The sequence below is a fragment of the Pseudodesulfovibrio sp. genome (assembly GCF_028692895.1).
Classification (GTDB): domain Bacteria; phylum Desulfobacterota; class Desulfovibrionia; order Desulfovibrionales; family Desulfovibrionaceae; genus Pseudodesulfovibrio.
In genome coordinates this window covers 25,563-44,738 of the sequence record NZ_JAQUWN010000027.1, presented here as the reverse complement: position 1 = coordinate 44,738, position 19,176 = coordinate 25,563, and the positions used below count along the sequence as shown (strand labels likewise).

Genomic DNA, 19,176 nt, shown 5'->3' with positions numbered 1-19,176 from the left:
GCCGAGATCAAGATCCCGGCCTGCAAGGTTGCCCAGTTCAAGCCCGGCAAGGTTCTGAAAGACGCCATCAAATAGATTGGTTTTCAGAAATAGGTCTTGAAGGCCCTCCTGGTTCCAGGAGGGCCTTTCTTTTTTTGGGAAATCGCGGTTGCCCTGGGGCCGACGCAGCCTGCGCCCGCCTGTCCGGCAAATCGGACATGGTCCCGCGCGCGGGAGACGATGCCGGATACGTCCGTTTTCCCGGACGGCGTCTTGCCAAGCGGGATCAAGTCCCTTGCAGCGGTCGCCTCCCGGCCGGCTGCGGTGTTTCCATCCGTTCAGTGCGTCGTGGACGAGGGGGGCTCCCCGCGCGCCTTTCCGGAGCGCCGCAGGGAGTCGCGTCGTCGATCATGCCGGTTCCTTCCGCTTGCATGTTGGAAGGGCGGTGCTGCGGCCGCGTGCGGGATTGTCCTGTCAGCGCCGCCGCGTCCTGGCGGCTCCAACCGATTTCCCGTCCCGCTCGCGGAGCCGTCCCGCGAGGGGGGCGTACCATTACTACAATACTATGAGCGCTTCCGGCCGGGGCGGGGAAGGAATCGTTTCCCGCGTTTATCCCCACGCGGCCCGGAACTTCTGAGGCAGCGGAGGACATGCGGTGGTGTCCCGCCCGCTCACCGCTTGAAGACGGGCGAGTCCGGAATTCCGGACTTGTCGGTTTTTCCCGTTGCGGCGGGCTGTTCCCTGCACGGCAGACCCGAGCCGGGGGCTTTCCTTGTTCCATTTCAATACAAGCGGCTTGAGTGAGTCCTTTTTTTCGGACTGCGGCAGGTGTTTTGGGCTGGTTCCTAAAATACGCGCTTTGTTACAATTCACCGTCATTGCAGGGAAAATTGGATTATAACTGAATTGGCACGAATATTGAGTTATAGGGTCAGGTTGCTTCGGCCATTCGCGCCCGCAGCAGCGGATGGAGCCACTGGAAACCGGAAAATCGAGCCTCAACCGAACAGGAGAATGATCGAATGTCCAAGATGAAAACGATGGATGGCAACAGCGCCGCCGCCTGGGTGGCCTACGCAATGAGCGAAACCGCCGCCATCTATCCCATTACCCCTTCGTCCACCATGGGCGAGATCGCCGACGAATGGGCCTCCCAGGGCCGCAAGAATATTTTCGGACAGACCGTGGAAGTCCGTCAGTTGCAGTCCGAGGCCGGCGCGGCCGGCGCGGTGCACGGCTCCCTTGTCGGCGGCGCGCTGACCACCACCTTCACCGCCTCCCAGGGCCTGCTGCTGATGATCCCGAACATGTACAAGATTTCGGGCGAGCTGCTTCCCTGCGTCTTCCATGTCTCGGCCCGCGCCATCGCAGCCCACGCCCTGTCCATCTTCGGCGACCACCAGGACGTCATGGCCTGTCGCCAGACCGGCTTCGCCATGCTCGCCTCGGCCTCTGTCCAGGAGGTCATGGACCTCGCCCTGGTGGCCCACCTGGCCACTGTCGAGGCGTCCGTGCCCTTCGTCTCCTTCTTCGACGGCTTCCGCACCTCCCACGAGATCCAGAAGATCGAGACCATCGACTACGCCGACATGAAGCCGCTGCTGAACATGGACAAGGTGGCCGCCTTCCGCGCCCGCTCCATGAACCCCGAGCACCCGAACGTGCGCGGCACCGCCCAGAACCCGGACATCTACTTCCAGGGCCGTGAGGCGACCAACGCCGAGTACGACGCCATCCCCGCCATCGTCGAGGAGTGCATGGGCAAGGTCTCGGCCCTGACCGGCCGGGCCTACAAGCCCTTCGACTACGTGGGCGCGCCCGACGCCGAGCGCGTCATCATCTCCATGGGCTCCTCCTGCGAGACCATCGAGGAAGTGGTCAACCACCTGGTCGCGAATGGCGAGAAGGTCGGCCTGCTCAAGGTTCGCCTGTACCGTCCGTTCTCCGCCAAACACTTCCTGGCCGTCCTGCCCGCCACCGCCAAGACCGTGGCCGTGCTCGACCGCACCAAGGAGCCGGGCGCCCTGGGCGATCCGCTGTTCCAGGACGTCTGCACGGTCTTCCTGGAGAAGGGCGAAGGCCCGAAGGTCGTCGCCGGCCGCTACGGCCTCGGTTCCAAGGAATTCACCCCCGCCATGGTCAAGGCCGTCTTTGACAACCTCGCGGACGGCACCCCCAAAACCCGCTTCACGGTGGGCATCAACGACGACCTGACCAATGCCTCCCTAGTCGTTACCGAGACCCTGGACACCACGCCGAAAGGCACGGTGCAGTGCAAGTTCTGGGGTCTCGGTTCCGACGGGACGGTGGGCGCGAACAAGCAGGCCATCAAGATCATCGGCGACAACACCGACATGTACGCCCAGGGCTACTTCGCTTACGACTCCAAGAAGTCGGGCGGCATCACCATCTCCCACCTGCGCTTCGGCCACAAGCCCATCCAGTCCACCTACCTGGTGACGGCCGCCGACTACGTGGCCTGCCACAACCCGAGCTACGTCCACCTCTACGACGTGCTGGACGGCATCAAGGACGGCGGCACCTTCGTGCTCAACTGCGCCTGGACCCAGGACCAGATGGACGAGCAGCTCCCGGCCGCCATGCGCCGCACCATCGCCAAGAAGAACCTCAAGTTCTACACCATCGACGCTGTGAAGATCGCCGGCGATGTCGGCCTGGGCGGCCGCATCAACATGGTCATGCAGACCGCCTTCTTCAAGCTGGCCGACGTCATCCCGTTCGAACAGGCCGTGGCCCTGCTCAAGGGCGGCATCGAAGCCGCCTATGGCAAGAAGGGCCCGAAGATCGTCGAGATGAACTGCGCCGCCGTGGACAAGTCCGCCGACGCCCTGGTGTCCATCGACGTGCCCGCGGCCTGGGCGAGCCTGGCCGACGATCCGGCCAAGGCCACCGACGAGCCGGACTACGTGAAGAACGTCATGCGCCCGGTCCTGGCCCAGAAGGGCGACGACCTGCCGGTCTCCGCCTTCTCCAAGGACGGCACCATGCCCTTGGGCACGGCCCGCTTCGAGAAGCGCGGCGTGGCCATCAAGGTGCCCGAGTGGATCGCCGACAACTGCATCCAGTGCAACCAGTGCGCTTTCGTCTGTCCCCACGCCGCCCTGCGTCCTGTCCTGCTGGACGAGGCCGAGGCCAAGGCCGCTCCGGCCGGTTTCGCCACCCAGGAGGCCAAGGGCAAGGAGGTCAAGGGGATGCGCTACCGCATGCAGGTCAACACCCTCGACTGCCTGGGCTGCGGCAACTGCGCCGACATCTGTCCGGCCAAGGAAAAGGCCCTGGTCATGGTGCCCCTGGCCACCCAGACCGAGACCGAGGTGCCCAACTTCGACTTCGCCGAGACCGTGTCCTACAAGGACGCCTTCAAGCGCGACTCGGTCAAGGGCTCCCAGTTCCGCCAGCCGCTCATGGAATTCTCCGGCGCCTGCGCCGGTTGCGGCGAGACCCCGTACGTCAAGGTGCTGACCCAGCTCTTCGGCGAACGGATGATCATCGCCAACGCCACGGGCTGTTCCTCCATCTGGGGAGCGTCCGCGCCGTCCACCCCTTACTGCACCAACCGTGACGGCTTCGGCCCGGCCTGGGGCAACTCCCTGTTCGAGGACGCGGCCGAGTTCGGCTTCGGCATCGAGATGGGCGTGAACCGCCGCCGCGAGATCCTGGCCGCCAAGTGCGAAGCCGCCGCGGCGACCGCCACCGGCGACGTCAAGGCCGCCCTGGAAGGCTGGCTGGCCGCCCGCGGCGAGGCCGCCGCCTCCGTCGAGACCGGCGACGCCCTCAAGGCCGTCCTGGCCAGCGCCACCGACCCCGAGCTCAAGGCCATCGCGGCCGACGCCGACCTGTTCACCAAGAAGTCCGTCTGGGTCTTCGGCGGTGACGGCTGGGCCTACGACATCGGCTACGGCGGCGTGGACCACGTCCTCGCCTCCGGCAAGGACGTGAACATCCTGGTCATGGACACCGAGGTGTACTCCAACACCGGCGGCCAGTCCTCCAAGGCCACGCCGCTCGGCTCCATCGCCAAGTTCGCCGCCGGCGGCAAGGCCACCGGCAAGAAGGACCTGGCCCGCATGGCCATGACCTACGGCTACGTCTACGTGGCCCAGGTCGCCATGGGCGCGGACAAGCAGCAGTTGCTCAAGGCGTTCGAGGAGGCCGAGGCCTACCACGGACCGTCCCTTATCATCTGCTACGCCCCGTGCATCAACCAGGGCATCAAGAAGGGCATGGGCAAGACCCAGCTCGAACAGAAGCTGGCCGTGGGCTCCGGCTACTGGCCGCTGTTCCGCTACAACCCGCAGCTCGCCGCCGAAGGGAAGAATCCCTTCACCCTGGAGTCCAAGGCTCCCGACGGCACCCTGCAGGAGTTCCTGTCGGGCGAAAACCGCTACGCCATGCTGGAGCGCTTCCACCCGGAGGTCTCCAAGGTGTTCCGCGCCCGGATCGAGAAGGATTACGCCGACCGCTACACTCTCCTGAGCCACCTCGCCGCCGCCGATTTCGGCAAGCCCGAGGCCCCGGCGATGGACGTGTGTGAGACCGGCGTTTCCGCCGAAAGCACCGGCTCCGGCGAGCCGTGTGACGACGGCAGATAATCGTCTGATGTTCGTGCGGGGCGGAGCCCTTGCGGAGGCCTTGTCTGGCTCCGCCCCGCACATAAATGTGTCAAACTGTGGATTCCGTGTTTTCCGAATGGAGGTGTTGTAATGTCTATTGAGGTTCTCGCTCTCGTGGCGTTGCTGCCGATTCTGGTGGCGCTCGTTCTCATGGTGGGCATGCGTTGGCCCGCCACCAAAGCCATGCCGCTCGCGTGGCTTACCGCCGCGGCCGGCGCCGTGGCCGTCTGGGGCCTTCCCGTCAAGTACGTGGCCGCCCTCACCCTGCAGGGCTTCGTTACCGCCATCGGCATTCTGATCATCGTTTTCGGCGCAATCCTGATCCTGCGCACCCTGCAGCATTCCGGCGGCATGGAGACCATCCAGCACGGGATGCAGAACATCACGCCCGACCGGCGCATCCAGGCCATCATCATCGGGTACATGTTCGCCGCCTTCATCGAAGGCGCGGCCGGCTTCGGCACCCCCGCCGCCCTGGCCGCCCCGCTGCTGCTCTCCCTGGGCTTCCCGCCCCTCGCCGCAGCCATCATCTGCCTGGTCTTCAACTCCTTCCCGGTCACCTTCGGCGCGGTGGGCACCCCGGTCGTCCTGGGCCTGAAGTTCCTGGCTCCGGGCGTTGACCAGGCCATCGCCTCCGGCGCGGCCGGCGTCAACTTCACCAGCATGGGCGGCTTCATCGGCCTGGTCGGCCAGTGGGCCACCCTCATGCACCTGGGCATGATCTTCATCCTGCCCGTCTTCATGCTCGGCTTCATCACCCGTTTCTTCGGCCCCGAGCGTAGCTGGAAGCCCGGCCTGGCCGCCTGGAAGTTCTGTGTCTTCGCCGCCGTTTCCTTCACCATTCCCTACATGATCTTCGCCTGGTTCGTCGGTCCCGAGTTCCCGGCCCTGATCGGTGGCCTGGTCGGCCTGGGCGTCATCATCGCCGGCGCCAAGGCCGGTTTCTGTATGCCCGCGAAGAGCTGGGACTTCGGCCCCTCCGACAAGTGGGACCCGGAATGGACCGGCTCCGTTTCCGCCGACGCCTCCGAGTTCAAGGCCCACATGAGCCAGTTCAAGGCCTGGCTGCCGTACATCCTGATCGGCCTGATCCTGGTCGTGACCCGCATCCCCGAACTGGGCCTCAAGGGCATCCTCGCCGCCCAGGCCATCAAGTTCAACAACATCCTGGGCTTCAAGAGCGTCAACGCGTCCATCGCCTACCTCTACCTGCCCGGCACCATCCCGTTCGTCCTGGTGGCCCTGCTGACCGTCCTTATCCACGGCATGCCCGGTCCCAAGGTCTCGCTCGCCTGGAAGCAGGCCTTCAAGACCATGAAGAACCCCACCATCGCCCTGTTTGCGGCGGTGGCCCTGGTCTCCATCTTCCGCGGCTCCGGCATCGCCGACGCGGCCCTGAACCCGAACTCCTACCCGTCCATGCCGCTGGCCATGGCCAAGGCCGTCGCCGCCATCGCGGGTAACGCCTGGCCCATGGTGGCCTCCTACGTGGGCGGTCTCGGCGCGTTCATCACCGGTTCCAACACGGTCTCCGACCTTCTGTTCGCCGAGTTCCAGTGGGGCGTCGCCGCCAACCTGGATCTGCCGCGCCAGATCATCGTGGCCGCTCAGGCCACCGGCGGCGCCATGGGCAACATGATCTGCATCCACAACATCGTCGCCGCCTGCGCGGTGGTCGGCCTCTCCGGCATGGAAGGCGCGATCCTGAAGCGCACCGTGTGGCCCTTCCTGCTCTACGGCCTGGTCGTGGGCGTCGTGGCCTCGCTGATGAGCTTCGTGTTCATGCCCGGCCTGTTCTAGTCGATCCTTCGGGAGGGGCGGGCGACCGCCTCTCCCGATCCGGTCGGATTGTGTTGAGTCAATGGGCACTTTAGCCGAATAATGTCAGGAAGCCGGGCGTGGTGCCCGGCAAAACAAATTTCATGTCAAGGAGCTAGCAATGAGCAAAGACGCCATCACCAAGGAATTCGAAGCGATCGTCGGCGCCGAAAACGTCATGACCAGCGAAACGGACCGCCATTCCTATTCCTACGATGCGGCGGTTCTGGATTCCGTCATGCCCGCCCTGGTCGTCCGTCCGTCCACCAGCGAGGAGCTGGGCAAGTGCGTGAAGCTGTGCAACGACAACGGCACTCATCTCACCGTGCGCGGCGCGGGCACCAACCTGTCGGGCGGCACCATCCCGCATCCCGGCGGAGTGGTCGTCCTGACCAACGGGTTGAACCGCATCCTCGAAATCAACGAGGAGGACATGTACGCCGTGGTCGAGCCCGGCGTCGTCACGGCCAAGTTCGCTGCCGAAGTGGCCGCTCGCGGTCTGTTTTATCCCCCGGACCCGGGCAGCCAGGCCGTCTCCACCCTGGGCGGCAACGTGGCCGAGAACGCCGGTGGCCTGCGCGGCCTCAAGTACGGCGTGACCAAGGACTACGTCATGGGCATCGAGTTCTGGGACGTGAACGGCGAGTTGGTCAAGTCCGGCTCGCGCACCGTCAAGTGCGTCACCGGCTATAACCTGTCCGGCCTCATGGTCGCCTCCGAGGGCACGCTCGGCGTGTTCGACAAGATCATCCTCAAGCTCGTGCCTCCGGCGCAGGCCGCCAAGTCCATGATGGCCATCTTCCCGTCCATGAAGGCCGCCTCCGAGACCGTGGCCGCGATCATCGCCAACAAGATCGTGCCCGCCACCCTGGAGATGATGGACAACTTCACCATCCGCACCGTGGAGAACTTCCGCGGGGCCGGGTTGCCCGTCGACGCGGCCGCCATGCTGCTCATCGAGGTGGACGGCCACCCCGCCCAGGTCGAGGACGAGGCCGCCGTGGTGGAGCGCATCTGCAAGGAGAACGGCGCCACCGCCATCAACGTCGCCAAGGACGCCGCCCAGCGCAACGCCGTGTGGCAGGCCCGCCGCGACGCACTGCCCGCCTTGGCCAACCTCAAGCCCACCTGCGTGCTTGAGGACGCCACGGTGCCCCGCTCCAAGATTCCGGCCATGATCGAGGTCCTGGACGAGATCGCCAAGAAGTTCGACCTGACCATCGGCACCTTCGGCCACGCGGGCGACGGCAACCTGCATCCCACCATCCTGACCGACCGGCGGAACAAGGAGGAATGGGCGCGCGTGGAAAAGGCCATCGACATGATCTTCGACAAGGCCCTGTCCATGGGCGGCACGCTCTCCGGCGAGCACGGCATCGGCCTGGCCAAGTCCAAGTACATGGAGATGGAAACCTCCAAGGGCACCCTGGCCTACGCCCGTCGCATGAAGTCCGTGCTCGATCCCAAGGGCATCCTCAACCCCGGCAAGATCATAGGGTAGGTGGTTCCCATGGCAGACATTCATCAGCTTGCGCAAATGTTCAAGGAGCTGGACGACCAGCTGGTCGGCTGCATGCGCTGCGGCATGTGCCAGGCGGTTTGTCCGGTGTTCGCCCAGTCCGGGCGCGAGGCCGACGTCACGCGCGGCAAGATCGCGTTGCTGGAGGGGCTGGCCAACGAGATGCTGACCGACCCCGAGGGCGTCAACGACAAACTCAACCGGTGCCTGCTTTGCGGCACCTGCCAGGCCAACTGCCCGAGCGGCGTCAAGGTCATGGACATCTTCCTCAAGGCGAGGGCGATCATGACCGGCTACTTCGGCCTGTCCCCGGTCAAGAAGGCCATCTTCCGGGGCATGTTGAAGAACCCCCGGCTGTTCAACATGCTCATCGACATGGGCTCCAAGTTCCAGGGCGTGTTCACCAAGAAGCAGGACGACCTGCTCGGTTCCTCCTGCGCCCGGTTCAACGCCCCTGTCATCGGCGACCGCCACTTCACCGCCCTGGCCGACAAGCCCCTGCACAAGATCGTGCCGGAGCTGAACACTCCGGCGGGCAAGAGCGGCATCAAGGTCGCCTTCTACGTCGGCTGCGTCATCGACAAGATCTTCCCCCACGTGGGGCAGGCGATTCTCGAAGTGCTGGAGCGCCACGGCGTGGGCGTCTACATGCCCAAGGGCCAGGCCTGCTGCGGCATTCCGGTCCTGTCCAGCGGCGACACCGACACCTTCAACACCCTGGTGGGCATGAACGTCGACGTGCTCCGCTCCGGCGAGTACGACTACCTTGTGACCGGGTGCGCCTCCTGCACCTCGACCATCAAGGAACTGTGGCCCACCATGTACAAGGGCGCCTCCGCGCGGCAGTTCGACATCGCGAACATCGCGCGGAAAACCATGGACATCAGCCAATTCCTGGTTGATGTTCTCAAAGTGGCTCCTCGTGAAGGAGGCGGCAGGACTGTGACCTATCACGATCCCTGCCACTTGAAGAACGGACTCGGCATCACCGCCCAGCCCCGGAATCTGATCCGTGCGGCCGGGTGCGAGTTCAAGGAAATGAATGAAGCCGGCACCTGCTGCGGATGCGGCGGCAGCTTCAACCTCGCCCACTACGAGCTGTCGAAGAAGATCGGCGGCCGCAAGGCGGACAACGTCGTGGCGTCGGGAGCCGACATCGTGGCCACGAGCTGTCCCGCCTGCATGATGCAGCTCACCGACATGCTTTCCAGAAAGAAGGCCGGAATCGGCGTCAAGCATGTCATCGAACTGTACGCGGACGGGTGCCGATAAAACGGTCAACCTAAGGAAAGAAGAAAAATGTCCAAGAATCTGTATGTGAGTGCAACCGAGGAGCGTAGCGGCAAGTCCGCCGTCATCCTCGGCGTGATGCAGATGTTGTTGAAGGAAGTGGATAACGTCGCCATCTTCCGTCCCATCATCAACGACCCCGGCGAGGGGCGGGAAGACCACGACATCTCGCTGCTGATCGAGCACTTCAAGCTCTCCATCCCCTATCGCGACACTTATGCCTACACCCTCAAGCAGGCGCGCGAGCTGACCAACTCCGGCCAGCACGCACTGATGCTTGAGAACATCCTCAACAAGTATAAGGTGTTGGAAGGCGAGTACGACTTCGTGCTTTGCGAGGGCACGGATTTCAAGGGCAAGGACCCGGCCTTCGAGTTCGACCTGAACGCGGAGATCGCGGCCAATATCGGCGCACCGGTGCTGATCATCTCCTCGGGCCGTGAAAAGACGCCCGAGGAGGTGGTCTCACTCTCCCAGACCACGGTGGACACCCTTGAGGAAAAGGGCGTGGACCTGGTGGGCTGCATCATCAACCGCGCCCCGGCGGGCATGACCCGGGACATGGCCAAGGACATCCAATGCAAGGTCCATTGCAAGGAGCCCATGCCGGTCTACGTCATTCCCGAGAACGAAGCGCTGGGCAAGCCCTCCATGGGCGACGTCAAGCGCTGGCTGGACGCCGACGTCCTCTACGGGCACAGCGGCATGTCCGGGCTGGTGGACAACTACCTCGTCGCGGCCATGCAGATCGGCAACTTCCTCCAGTACATCAAGAAGGGGAGCCTGGTCATCACCCCCGGCGACCGGTCGGATATCATCCTGGCCTGCCTGACTTCCCGGCTCTCCAGCGCCTACCCGGACATTGCGGGCATCGTCCTTACCGGAGGACTGCCCGTGTCCGAGTCGGTGCACCGGCTCATCGAGGGCTGGACCGGCGTGCCCGTGCCCGTGCTCTCGGTCAAGGGCCACACCTATTACAACGTCCAGGAGCTCAACCGGCTTTACGGACGCATCGAGAAGGACGACTACCAGCGCATCGCCACCGCGCTGGGCGACTTCGCCAGCCACGTCGACGCCACCGAGCTGCGCGAGCGCGTGGTCGAGGAGCGGGACACCCGGATCACCCCGAAGATGTTCGAGTACTTCCTGGTGGACAAGGCGTCCCGCGACAAGCAGCGCATCGTCCTGCCCGAGGGCTCCGGCGAGCGCATCCTGCGCGCGGCCGACATCCTGCTGCGGCGCGGCGTGGCCGAAATCATCCTGCTCGGCCGCGAACAGGTCATTCGCGACAACGCCTCCAAGTTCGGCCTGGACATCTCCCAGGCGCAGATCATCGACCCGGCCGAGTCGCCGCTGCTCGACAGCTTCGCCGAGGAATACCTGGAGCTGCGAAAGAAGAAGGGCGTCATCGCCGAAATGGCCTGGGACCGCATGTCCGATCCGACCTACTTCGGCACCATGATGGTGTACAAGGGCCTTGCCGACGGCATGGTCTCCGGCTCGGTGACCACCACGGCCCAGACCATCCGGCCCGCCTTCGAGTTCATCAAGACCAAGCCGGGATGCTCCATCGTCTCGTCCGTGTTCCTGATGTGCCTCAAGGACCGGGTCCTGGTCTACGGCGACTGCGCGGTCAACCCGAATCCGGACGCCCGCCAGTTGGCCGAGATCGCCATCGGTTCGGCCGAGACCGCCAAGGTCTTCGGCATCGAGCCGCGCGTGGCCCTGCTCAGCTACTCCACCGGCTCCTCCGGCAAGGGCGAGGACGTCGAGAAGGTCACCGAGGCCGCGGCCATCGCCAAGCAGTTGTGCCGGGAGCGCGGCCTGGACTTCCCCATCGAGGGGCCGCTCCAGTACGACGCGGCCGTGGACCCGGACGTGGCGGCCGTCAAGATGCCCGATTCCGACGTGGCGGGACACGCCACGGTCTTCATCTTCCCGGACCTGAACACCGGCAACAACACCTACAAGGCGGTGCAGCGCGCCGCCAACGCCGTGGCCATCGGCCCGGTGCTGCAGGGACTGAACAAGCCCGTCAACGACCTGTCGCGCGGCTGCCTCGTCCCGGATATCGTCAACACCGTGGCCATCACGGCCATCCAGGCCCAGGCTGAAAAGGGCAAGTAGTTTAAGCAACCGAGAAAGGGCGTCAGCATAATGAAGATTCTGGTTATCAACTCCGGCAGTTCCTCCATCAAGTATCAACTGCTGGACATGGAAGACGAGTCCGTCCTGGTCTCCGGACTGGTGGAGCGCATCGGCGAGGAGCAGGGCAGCCTGATCAACAAGGCGCACCCCGGCACCGAAAGGCAGATGGTCGTCAACCTGGAGCAGCCCATCCCCGACCACGGGGTGGGCCTCCAGATGGTCATCGACCTCATTACCCAGGGCGAAAGCGCGGTCTGCTCCAAGGACGAGATCAGCGCCGTGGGCCACCGCGTGGTGGCGGGCGGCCCGTTCAACGCCTCGCTCATCATCACCGACGACCTGTGGCCCGCCCTGACCGAAACCGAGCGGCTGGCGCCCCTGCACAACCCGGCCAACCTGGGCGGGGCCAAGGACGCCACCAGACTGTTCCCCGGCGTGCCCCAGATCCTGGTGTTCGACACCGCGTTCCACCAGACCATGCCGTCGCACGCTTACATGTACGCCATTCCCTACGAGTACTACGAGAAGGACCGCATCCGCCGCTACGGCGCGCACGGCACCTCCCACAAGTACGTGGCCGGCGAGTGCGCCCGTCTCCTGGGCAAGCCCCTGGAGGAGACCAACCTCATCACCATCCACATGGGCAACGGCGCCTCCATGGCCGCCGTCAAGAACGGCCTGTGCGTGGACACCTCCATGGGCCTGACCCCGCTGGAGGGGCTGGTCATGGGCACCCGCTCCGGCGACGTGGACCCGGCTGTGCACAACTACCTGGCCGTGAACCGCGGCCTGGACGTGGCCGCCATCGACAACATCCTGCACAAGGAGTCCGGCCTCAAGGGGCTGTGCGGCATGAACGACATGCGCGACATCCACGCGGCCATCGGGAAGGGCGACGAGCGCGCCAAACTGGCCCTGGCCGTCCAGACCTACCGGAGCCGCAAATACATCGGCGCCTACATGGCCGTTCTCGGCCGTGTGGACGGCGTGGTCTTCACTGCGGGCATCGGCGAGAACGACGACGTCGTGCGCGCCAAGACCATCGAGGGGCTGGAGCCCTTCGGCATGAAGATCAACCAAGAGGCCAACGCGGTCCGCTCCAAGGACCCGCGCAAGATAAGCACGGACGACAGCCCCGTCTCCATATGGGTCATCCCGACCAACGAGGAGCTGGCCATTGCCCGTGAGACCCTGGCGCTTGTCGCTGGTTAGGGTATAACTACAAGCCCGTTGCGGAGCCCCCTCCGGAGGGAGGGGGCTTGGGGCATACGGAGGAGGTCAATATCAATGTCTTCGCAGGAATCCATTTCCCAGCGATTCAAGGAAAAGGCGGAGCTCGTTTCCGCCACCGTGGTCGCCATAGCGAACGAGGACGAGGCCATCGCCTACGTCGTCGACCTGTGTGACCGGAAAGAGGCCTGCCAGCTTTTGGTCAGCGGCTGCGACCTGGCGGTCTCCGACAAGGCGGGCGACCTTTGCGACGAGAAGCAGCGGAAGGTCATCGCCGCGCCCGGCCTGAAGCCCGAGCTCTACAAAAAGCTCGCCACCAAGGCCAAGAAGGCCGGTTTCGAGTGCATCAACAGCGGCCTGCGCGACAAGCTGGCCGGTCTGGACATCGGGTTCACCGTTGCCGAGTACGGCATTGCCGACACCGGCACGCTGATGATCGACTGCCCGAGCGAGGACCTGCGACTGGCGACCATGGTCAGCGAATTTCACGTCTGCATGCTGTCCGCGTCCAAGATACGAGCCAACACCTACGCCGTGGAAAAGATGATGCTCACCCGCATGAAGAACACGCCGGACTACCTGGCCTTCGTCACCGGCGCGAGCCGTACTGCGGATATCGAGCGCGTGCTCGCCCTGGGCGTGCACGGCCCCCTTGAACTGCACATCCTGCTCCTGGAGGACTAGCCATGCAGAAAGCTCACGATCTCAAGGAATACCGCGAGGAACTGCGCGAGTCCCTGGACAACGACTTCCTGCGCACCACCCTGGACAATTTCGCCGTCGCCTACCGCGCCGGCCGGGCCAACGCCTTCAAGGGAATAGACGTCAAGGGGCTGATCGGCGAGATCGCCGCCTCCAAGGACGCCGCGGCCGCCGATTTCGATCGCCTCTACGCCGAGTTCAAGGCCAACGCCGAGGCGGCGGGCGTGCACGTCCATTTCGCCCACGATGCCGACGAGGCCAACAAGATCATCACCAAGATCGCCCGCGACGCCGAGTGCAAGAAGATCGTCAAATCCAAGTCCATGACCGCCGAGGAGATTCTCCTCAACCACGACCTGGAGGCCGCGGGCATCGAAGTGACCGAGACCGACCTGGGCGAGTGGATCATCCAGCTCCGCCACGAGGGCCCGTCCCACATGGTCATGCCCGCCATCCACCTCTCCCGCTTCCAGGTGGGCGACCTTTTCACCGAGGTCACCGGCAAGAAGCAGGACACCGAGATCGAAAAGCTGGTCAAGGTCGCCCGCCGCGAGCTGCGCAGCAAGTACATCGAAGCGGACATGGGCATCTCCGGCGCCAACTTCGCCATCGCCGAGACCGGCGGCATCGGCATCGTGACCAACGAGGGCAACGCCCGCCTGGTCACCACGCTGCCCCGGGTCCACGTCGCGCTCATGGGCATCGACAAGCTGCTGCCCACCCTGCACGACGCACTGCGCATCCTCAAGGTCCTGCCGCGCAACGCCACCGGCCAGCAGATCACGTCCTACGTGACCTGGATCACCGGGGCCAACGAGTGCCTGGCGGCCGAGGACGGCAAGAAGGAAATCCACTACGTGTTTCTGGACAACGGGCGCAGCGAGCTGGTCAAGGACCCGCTCTTCTCCCAGGTCAACCGTTGCGTGCGTTGCGGCGCCTGCGCCAACGTCTGCCCGGTCTACCGGCTGGTGGGCGGGCACAAGATGGGCCACATCTACATCGGCGCCATCGGCCTGATCCTGACCTACTTCTTCCACGGCAAGGAAAAGGCCAAGAACCTGGTCCAGAACTGCATCAACTGCGAGGCGTGCAAGGACGTCTGCGCGGGCGGCATCGACCTGCCCCGCCTGATAAAGACCATCCATGCCCGGATCATGGAGGAGGACGGGCATCCGCTGCCCTCGGTGCTGCTCGGCCAGGTGCTGCGCAACCGCAAGCTCTTCCACGGCCTGCTGCGCGCCGCCAAGTGGGGGCAGCGCCCCGTGGCGGAGAAAGACGGCTTCATCCGCCACCTGCCCATGATCTTCTCCAAGGAGCACTCCTTCCGGGCCCTGCCGACCATCGCGGAAAAGCCGTTCCGCGACTGGTGGCAGCAGAATGCGCCGCGCGTGGAGAACCCGAAGTACCGCGTGGCCCTGTTCTCGGGCTGCGTGCAGGACTTCGTCTATCCCGAGCAGATGCAGTCCGCCGTCCGCCTCTTCGAGGCCGAGGGCGTGTCCATGGACTATCCCATGGGCCAGACCTGCTGCGGCCTGCCCGTGCAGATGATGGGCGAGATGAAGGCCTCCCACGACGTGGCGGCCCAGAACCTGGCGGCCTTCGATCCCTCGAAGTACGACTACATCATCACGCTCTGCGCCTCCTGCGCCGCGCACCTCAAGCACAACTACCCCAAGCTGGTCATGGGCAAGCCGAGCCTCAAGCTGCGCGCAGACGACTTCTCGGCCAAGATCATGGACTATTCCTCCTTCGTCAACGACGTGCTCAAGGTGAAGGCGGACGAGTTCAAGGGCAGCGGCGGCAAGGCCACCTACCACGCGCCGTGCCACCTTTGCCGGGGGCTGGACGTGCATGAGGCCCCGCGCGAGCTGCTGGCCAAGGCGGGCAAGGAGTACGTGCCCTGCGCCGAGGAAGAGGTCTGCTGCGGTTTCGGCGGCACCTTCTCCATGAAGTTCCCGGAACTCTCGGCCGAGCTGCTGCGCAAGAAGCTGGACAACGTGGAGGCCACCGGCGCTTCCGAGCTGTATACCGACTGTCCGGGCTGCATCATGCAGTTGCGCGGCGGCCTCAAGCGGCGCGGCTCCAGCATCAAGGTACGCCACGTGGCCGAGCTCCTGGACGACAGCAAGAAGAAATAACCCGTCGGCGGCCGCTATGCGGCCGCCGCGCCATATTTGGCATGAGGCTTATTGACGGTTGGACCGCAATTCCTCGAAGCAAAACCGCTTCCTCCGGACCGAGCCTTCATGTCGGACTCCCCGCCCGCTGCGGGGCGGGGAGTCCATTTTTTCTCCATAGGCCGGACGTGTATCCAGATAACGAGAGTTCATTGAACCGATCCGGGAGGGAAAGCTGATGTCGGTAAAGACAGATTCCCCGATTCGTACTGTTTTCATTACTTATCTTGGCGTGCTCGCCCTGGGCGCGGCGCTCTCGTTCGGGGCGGTTGCCTGGCTGGGCGACAGCCTGGGCTCGGGCGGGGCCCTCGGCATCCTGCTTGCCGTCTTCTGCCTGTACGGCGTCGCGCTGGCGTTGCTGCTTGGGCGCAGCGTCGGCCTCCCCCTGACCCTGGCCTCGGAATATGTACGGCGCATTCTCGACGCCCGCTATGCCGAGACGGACGGGGACGGGCTGGCCCGCGCGCTGCCCGTCCTGGGCGCGGGCATCCGCGAGCTGTCGGAGCGGTTCAAGGAGCGCCTGGGCTTTTCCGAGAGCTTTCTCAAGGGGCTGCCCATTCCCATCTGCATTGTGGATACGGACTCGAACGTGGCCTTCCTGAACCGCGAGTGCCTGGATATGCTCGGTTCCCCCAGGGAGCCGGAGTTTTTCTACGGCAAGCAGATTTCCCGGATATTCTACAAGGACGACAGGCGCTCCAAGATCGCCGACTGCATGGAGCACAACAGCCGGGGCATGAACGTGGAGGCCAAGTTCATCCACGAGGACGGCAGCGACATTCACGTGCTCATCAACCTTTTCCCCCTGACCGACGTGGAGGGCGAGGTTACCGGAGGCTGCTGCCTGTACCTGAACACCACGGAGCTGAAGCGCCACGAGCGGGCGATCACCCAGCAGAACGAGCGCATCGGGAAGGCCGCCGCCGAGGCCACCGAGGTGTCCGAGGAGCTGGCCGACGCCGCGACCCAACTGCGCACGCTGGTGAGCAGGGCGCACGAGGGGGCCGCACTCCAGACGGCCCGCACCGGCGAGACCGCCACGGCCATGGAGGAAATGAACGCCACGGTCCTCGAAGTGGCCCGCCATGCCCAGGAGGCGGCCGAGGACGCCGAAAAGGCCCGCGCCAGCGCCGAGGACGGCTCGCACATCGTGGCCGACGCGGTCACGGCGATCAACGAAGTGGCGGGCCGTGCGGAGGAGTTGCGCCAGTCCATGGAGGAGCTCGACGAGCGGGCCGACGGGATCGGCAAGGTGCTCGGGGTCATCGAGGACATCGCCGACCAGACCAACCTGCTGGCCCTCAACGCCGCCATCGAGGCGGCCCGGGCGGGCGAGGCGGGCCGGGGATTCGCCGTGGTCGCGGACGAGGTCCGCAAGCTGGCCGAGAAGACCATGCAGGCCACCAACGAGGTGCACGCCGCCATCACCGGCATCCAGGAGGGCGCGCGGGCCAATGTGGAGGCCACCGGGGCCGCCGTGCGCGCCGTGGGACGGAGCACCGAGATGGCGGGCAAGTCCGGCGACGCCCTGGCCGACATCGTCGTGGTGGCCCAGGCCACGTCCGACCGGGTCCGCTCCATCGCCACGGCGGCGGAGCAGCAGTCCGCCACCAGCGACGAAATCAACCGGGCCACCATAGACATGAACCAGCTTTGCGGCGAGACCGGCCTGCTGATGCAGGACGCCTCACAGGCCATCGAGCGGCTGGCCCAGCTTTCGGGTGATCTCGGCCGCATCATCCGCGAAATGCAATGAGAGCCTTTATAAATTGATCGGAAATGCTGACAAGTGGTCGGTTAATGCTTACAGTTCCTATTAAGGAAAACTGCGCATTGGCCCTGGTGGCTCGCAACATTCTGGAATTGCACAGGTAAGAGAGAGACAAATGGTCAGACACATCGTCATGTGGACGTTGAAAGAGGAAGTGGACGGCGTCACCGCCAAGGAAAACGCCGTAAAAATGAAGGGTATGCTCGAAGCGCTGAAAGGGCGTATCGAGGGGCTGCGTGACATCGCCGTGAGCATGGAGATCCTGGGGGGAGAGCCGTGCTGCGATATCCTGCTGTGTTCGGATCACGACGACGCGGCCGCCCTGGATCATTACCAGAGCCACCCCGAGCACCAGGCGTGCGTCGCCTTCATCAAGGGTGTGGTGAACAGCCGCAAGGCCGTCGATTTCGTGATGTAGTCAAGGACCGGTTGGGGCCCGGTCCGGGGGTGTGGATACGAGCAACTATTCCCGATGGCTGACAGGGAAGGCTTGAAAAGGGTCAACCAAAGGAGAACGCCATGTCCATGCGTTATGATCAGGAACGAAAGCGGATCATCTGCCGCTGGGAAGAACCGACCAAGGTGGTCATGAACAAGAAGGAGGGGCTCATCAACCGCTCCCGCATGATCACGGTCAAGGTCAACGACAACGGCAAGCTGAACAGCAAGGATATCCGCCGCCATCGCAAGCATCCGATGTTTCGCTACATCGATCGCTTCAACAAGATGCTCAATTCCATCGACTGCTTCCCGCAGTGCGAGGAGGGGCACCAGTGCGCCATCTGCGGGGCGACCGGCGACGTCAGTCCGCATTTCGACGTTAATCGTCAGTCCATCATCTGGCTGTGCCGCGAACATCTGACCGAATCGCCCAAGGTGAACGCCTGACGCGGCTCCACCGGCGCCCGGATTTTTTTCGGGCATCCCCGGTGGAGTTGTGATATGATTCATTGCAGGCGGTAGCTGTTGTCCGAAGCGTCCGCCGAATCGGCGTCGCAGTTGGTCGGCATTGGCGCAGGCCGGTAGCCTCGTTTTCGATCCTTCCGTCCCCCCTGTGCGCCACGGGTCGGGCAGTGCACGCATGACCGTCGCCATGGAGGAAGTATGCGGAGCTGGATGAGTCGTCGCCTGTTCCTCCTTCTCCTTTCCCTCGCCATCGGATTCGCGACGTCCGGCTGGTGCGCCGAGCGGACCGTGGTCCTCACTTCCCTGGAGTGGCCGCCCTATACGGGCGCGGCCCTGACGCGCGGCGGAGCCAGCGGCGAGGTGGTCCGCACCGCCTTCGAGAGCATGGGCTACGTCGTCGAGGTCCGGTATTTCCCCTGGAAGCGCGCCGTCGACCTCGCCCTGCACGACCCCGACGTGGACGGGTTCTATCCCGAATACGCATCGAGCCTCCGCAGTGGGCTTTTCCTTTATTCCGAGGCCATGGGCTCCAGTTCGTTGGGCTTTGCCGAGTATGCCGGCCACGATTTCGCGTGGAAGCGGCTGGAGGACCTGATCGGGCTGCGCATCGGCACGGTCAAGGGCTATGTGAACACGGAGCCGTTCGACCGGATGGTGGCCGACGGCAAGCTGGAGGTCGACACGTCGGTCAACGACCTGTTCAACCTGCGCAAGGTCCTGGGCGGCCGTGTGGATATGGCCGCGGTGGATGTCAATGTCTTCCGCTACCTGTGCCTGACGGACGAGTCGCTCCGGTCGCGGGCGCACCTGCTCAAGCTCAACGACCGGCTGCTCGGGATCAACTCCCTGCACGTCTGCTTCAAGAGGGGGGCGCGGGGCCGGGAGCTGCTCCGGGTCTTCAACGAGGGGCTGCGGCGGATATCGGCCGGGGACGTCCAGGCGCGGTATTTGGAGATGATTTTCCCCGGCCGGTAGCGGTCGGACCGAGGACGTGAAAAAAAG

12 protein-coding genes are annotated in these 19,176 nt (G+C 64.6%); all 12 read left to right on the top strand.

Annotated elements, in window-relative coordinates; genetic code table 11:
• Positions 1-1,001 precede the first annotated feature (1,001 nt).
• The 12 genes from nifJ to PHP91_RS08760 all read left to right on the top strand — a co-directional run bounded on the left by nifJ (position 1,002) and on the right by PHP91_RS08760 (position 19,149).
• Complete coding sequence (nifJ, locus tag PHP91_RS08815; protein WP_300139661.1) at positions 1,002-4,592, top strand: pyruvate:ferredoxin (flavodoxin) oxidoreductase; 3,591 nt, start codon at positions 1,002-1,004, stop codon at positions 4,590-4,592.
• A 111-nt stretch (positions 4,593-4,703) separates the two neighbouring features.
• Complete coding sequence (locus PHP91_RS08810) at positions 4,704-6,413, top strand: L-lactate permease (RefSeq protein ID WP_300139659.1); 1,710 nt, start codon at positions 4,704-4,706, stop codon at positions 6,411-6,413.
• Between the two features lie 139 nt (positions 6,414-6,552).
• Positions 6,553-7,932: an FAD-linked oxidase C-terminal domain-containing protein gene (locus PHP91_RS08805; protein ID WP_300139657.1), complete on the top strand. Its 1,380-nt coding sequence runs from the start codon at positions 6,553-6,555 to the stop codon at positions 7,930-7,932.
• A 9-nt stretch (positions 7,933-7,941) separates the two neighbouring features.
• On the top strand, positions 7,942-9,222 hold the full coding sequence (locus PHP91_RS08800) for a (Fe-S)-binding protein (protein WP_300139655.1): 1,281 nt from the start codon (positions 7,942-7,944) through the stop codon (positions 9,220-9,222).
• Positions 9,223-9,249: 27 nt separating this feature from the next.
• Positions 9,250-11,367 carry a phosphate acetyltransferase gene (pta, locus tag PHP91_RS08795; protein WP_300139653.1) on the top strand — a complete coding sequence of 706 codons (2,118 nt, stop codon included), beginning with the start codon at positions 9,250-9,252 and terminating at the stop codon, positions 11,365-11,367.
• Between the two features lie 30 nt (positions 11,368-11,397).
• Positions 11,398-12,600, top strand: a complete 1,203-nt coding sequence (locus tag PHP91_RS08790) for an acetate kinase (RefSeq protein WP_300139651.1) — start codon at positions 11,398-11,400, stop codon at positions 12,598-12,600.
• A gap of 75 nt (positions 12,601-12,675) precedes the next feature.
• Positions 12,676-13,302, top strand: coding sequence for a lactate utilization protein (locus PHP91_RS08785; RefSeq protein ID WP_300139649.1), 627 nt, complete (start codon positions 12,676-12,678; stop codon positions 13,300-13,302).
• A 2-nt stretch (positions 13,303-13,304) separates the two neighbouring features.
• Positions 13,305-15,458 carry an L-lactate dehydrogenase (quinone) large subunit LdhH gene (ldhH, locus tag PHP91_RS08780; RefSeq protein ID WP_300139647.1) on the top strand — a complete coding sequence of 718 codons (2,154 nt, stop codon included), beginning with the start codon at positions 13,305-13,307 and terminating at the stop codon, positions 15,456-15,458.
• 217 nt (positions 15,459-15,675) lie between these two features.
• Entirely contained in the window at positions 15,676-17,253 is a 1,578-nt protein-coding gene (locus PHP91_RS08775) for a methyl-accepting chemotaxis protein (RefSeq protein ID WP_300139645.1), read from the top strand.
• Between the two features lie 130 nt (positions 17,254-17,383).
• Positions 17,384-17,686, top strand: a complete 303-nt coding sequence (locus PHP91_RS08770; protein ID WP_300139643.1) for a Dabb family protein — start codon at positions 17,384-17,386, stop codon at positions 17,684-17,686.
• A 101-nt stretch (positions 17,687-17,787) separates the two neighbouring features.
• On the top strand, positions 17,788-18,156 hold the full coding sequence (locus tag PHP91_RS08765) for a hypothetical protein (protein ID WP_300139641.1): 369 nt from the start codon (positions 17,788-17,790) through the stop codon (positions 18,154-18,156).
• A gap of 228 nt (positions 18,157-18,384) precedes the next feature.
• Complete coding sequence (locus tag PHP91_RS08760) at positions 18,385-19,149, top strand: transporter substrate-binding domain-containing protein (RefSeq protein WP_300139639.1); 765 nt, start codon at positions 18,385-18,387, stop codon at positions 19,147-19,149.
• Positions 19,150-19,176: the final 27 nt, after the last annotated feature.

Excerpts from the sequence above, each read along its gene's own strand:
- ldhH (WP_300139647.1), top strand. The coding sequence starts at position 13,305 with ATGCAGAAAGCTCACGATCTCAAGGAATACCGCGAGGAACTGCGCGAG.
- PHP91_RS08775 (WP_300139645.1), top strand. The coding sequence starts at position 15,676 with ATGTCGGTAAAGACAGATTCCCCGATTCGTACTGTTTTCATTACTTAT.
- PHP91_RS08805 (WP_300139657.1), top strand. The coding sequence starts at position 6,553 with ATGAGCAAAGACGCCATCACCAAGGAATTCGAAGCGATCGTCGGCGCC.
- PHP91_RS08770 (WP_300139643.1), top strand. The coding sequence starts at position 17,384 with ATGGTCAGACACATCGTCATGTGGACGTTGAAAGAGGAAGTGGACGGC.
- nifJ (WP_300139661.1), top strand. The coding sequence starts at position 1,002 with ATGTCCAAGATGAAAACGATGGATGGCAACAGCGCCGCCGCCTGGGTG.
- PHP91_RS08810 (WP_300139659.1), top strand. The coding sequence starts at position 4,704 with ATGTCTATTGAGGTTCTCGCTCTCGTGGCGTTGCTGCCGATTCTGGTG.
- PHP91_RS08760 (WP_300139639.1), top strand. The coding sequence starts at position 18,385 with ATGAGTCGTCGCCTGTTCCTCCTTCTCCTTTCCCTCGCCATCGGATTC.
- pta (WP_300139653.1), top strand. The coding sequence starts at position 9,250 with ATGTCCAAGAATCTGTATGTGAGTGCAACCGAGGAGCGTAGCGGCAAG.
- PHP91_RS08785 (WP_300139649.1), top strand. The coding sequence starts at position 12,676 with ATGTCTTCGCAGGAATCCATTTCCCAGCGATTCAAGGAAAAGGCGGAG.
- PHP91_RS08765 (WP_300139641.1), top strand. The coding sequence starts at position 17,788 with ATGTCCATGCGTTATGATCAGGAACGAAAGCGGATCATCTGCCGCTGG.
- PHP91_RS08790 (WP_300139651.1), top strand. The coding sequence starts at position 11,398 with ATGAAGATTCTGGTTATCAACTCCGGCAGTTCCTCCATCAAGTATCAA.
- PHP91_RS08800 (WP_300139655.1), top strand. The coding sequence starts at position 7,942 with ATGGCAGACATTCATCAGCTTGCGCAAATGTTCAAGGAGCTGGACGAC.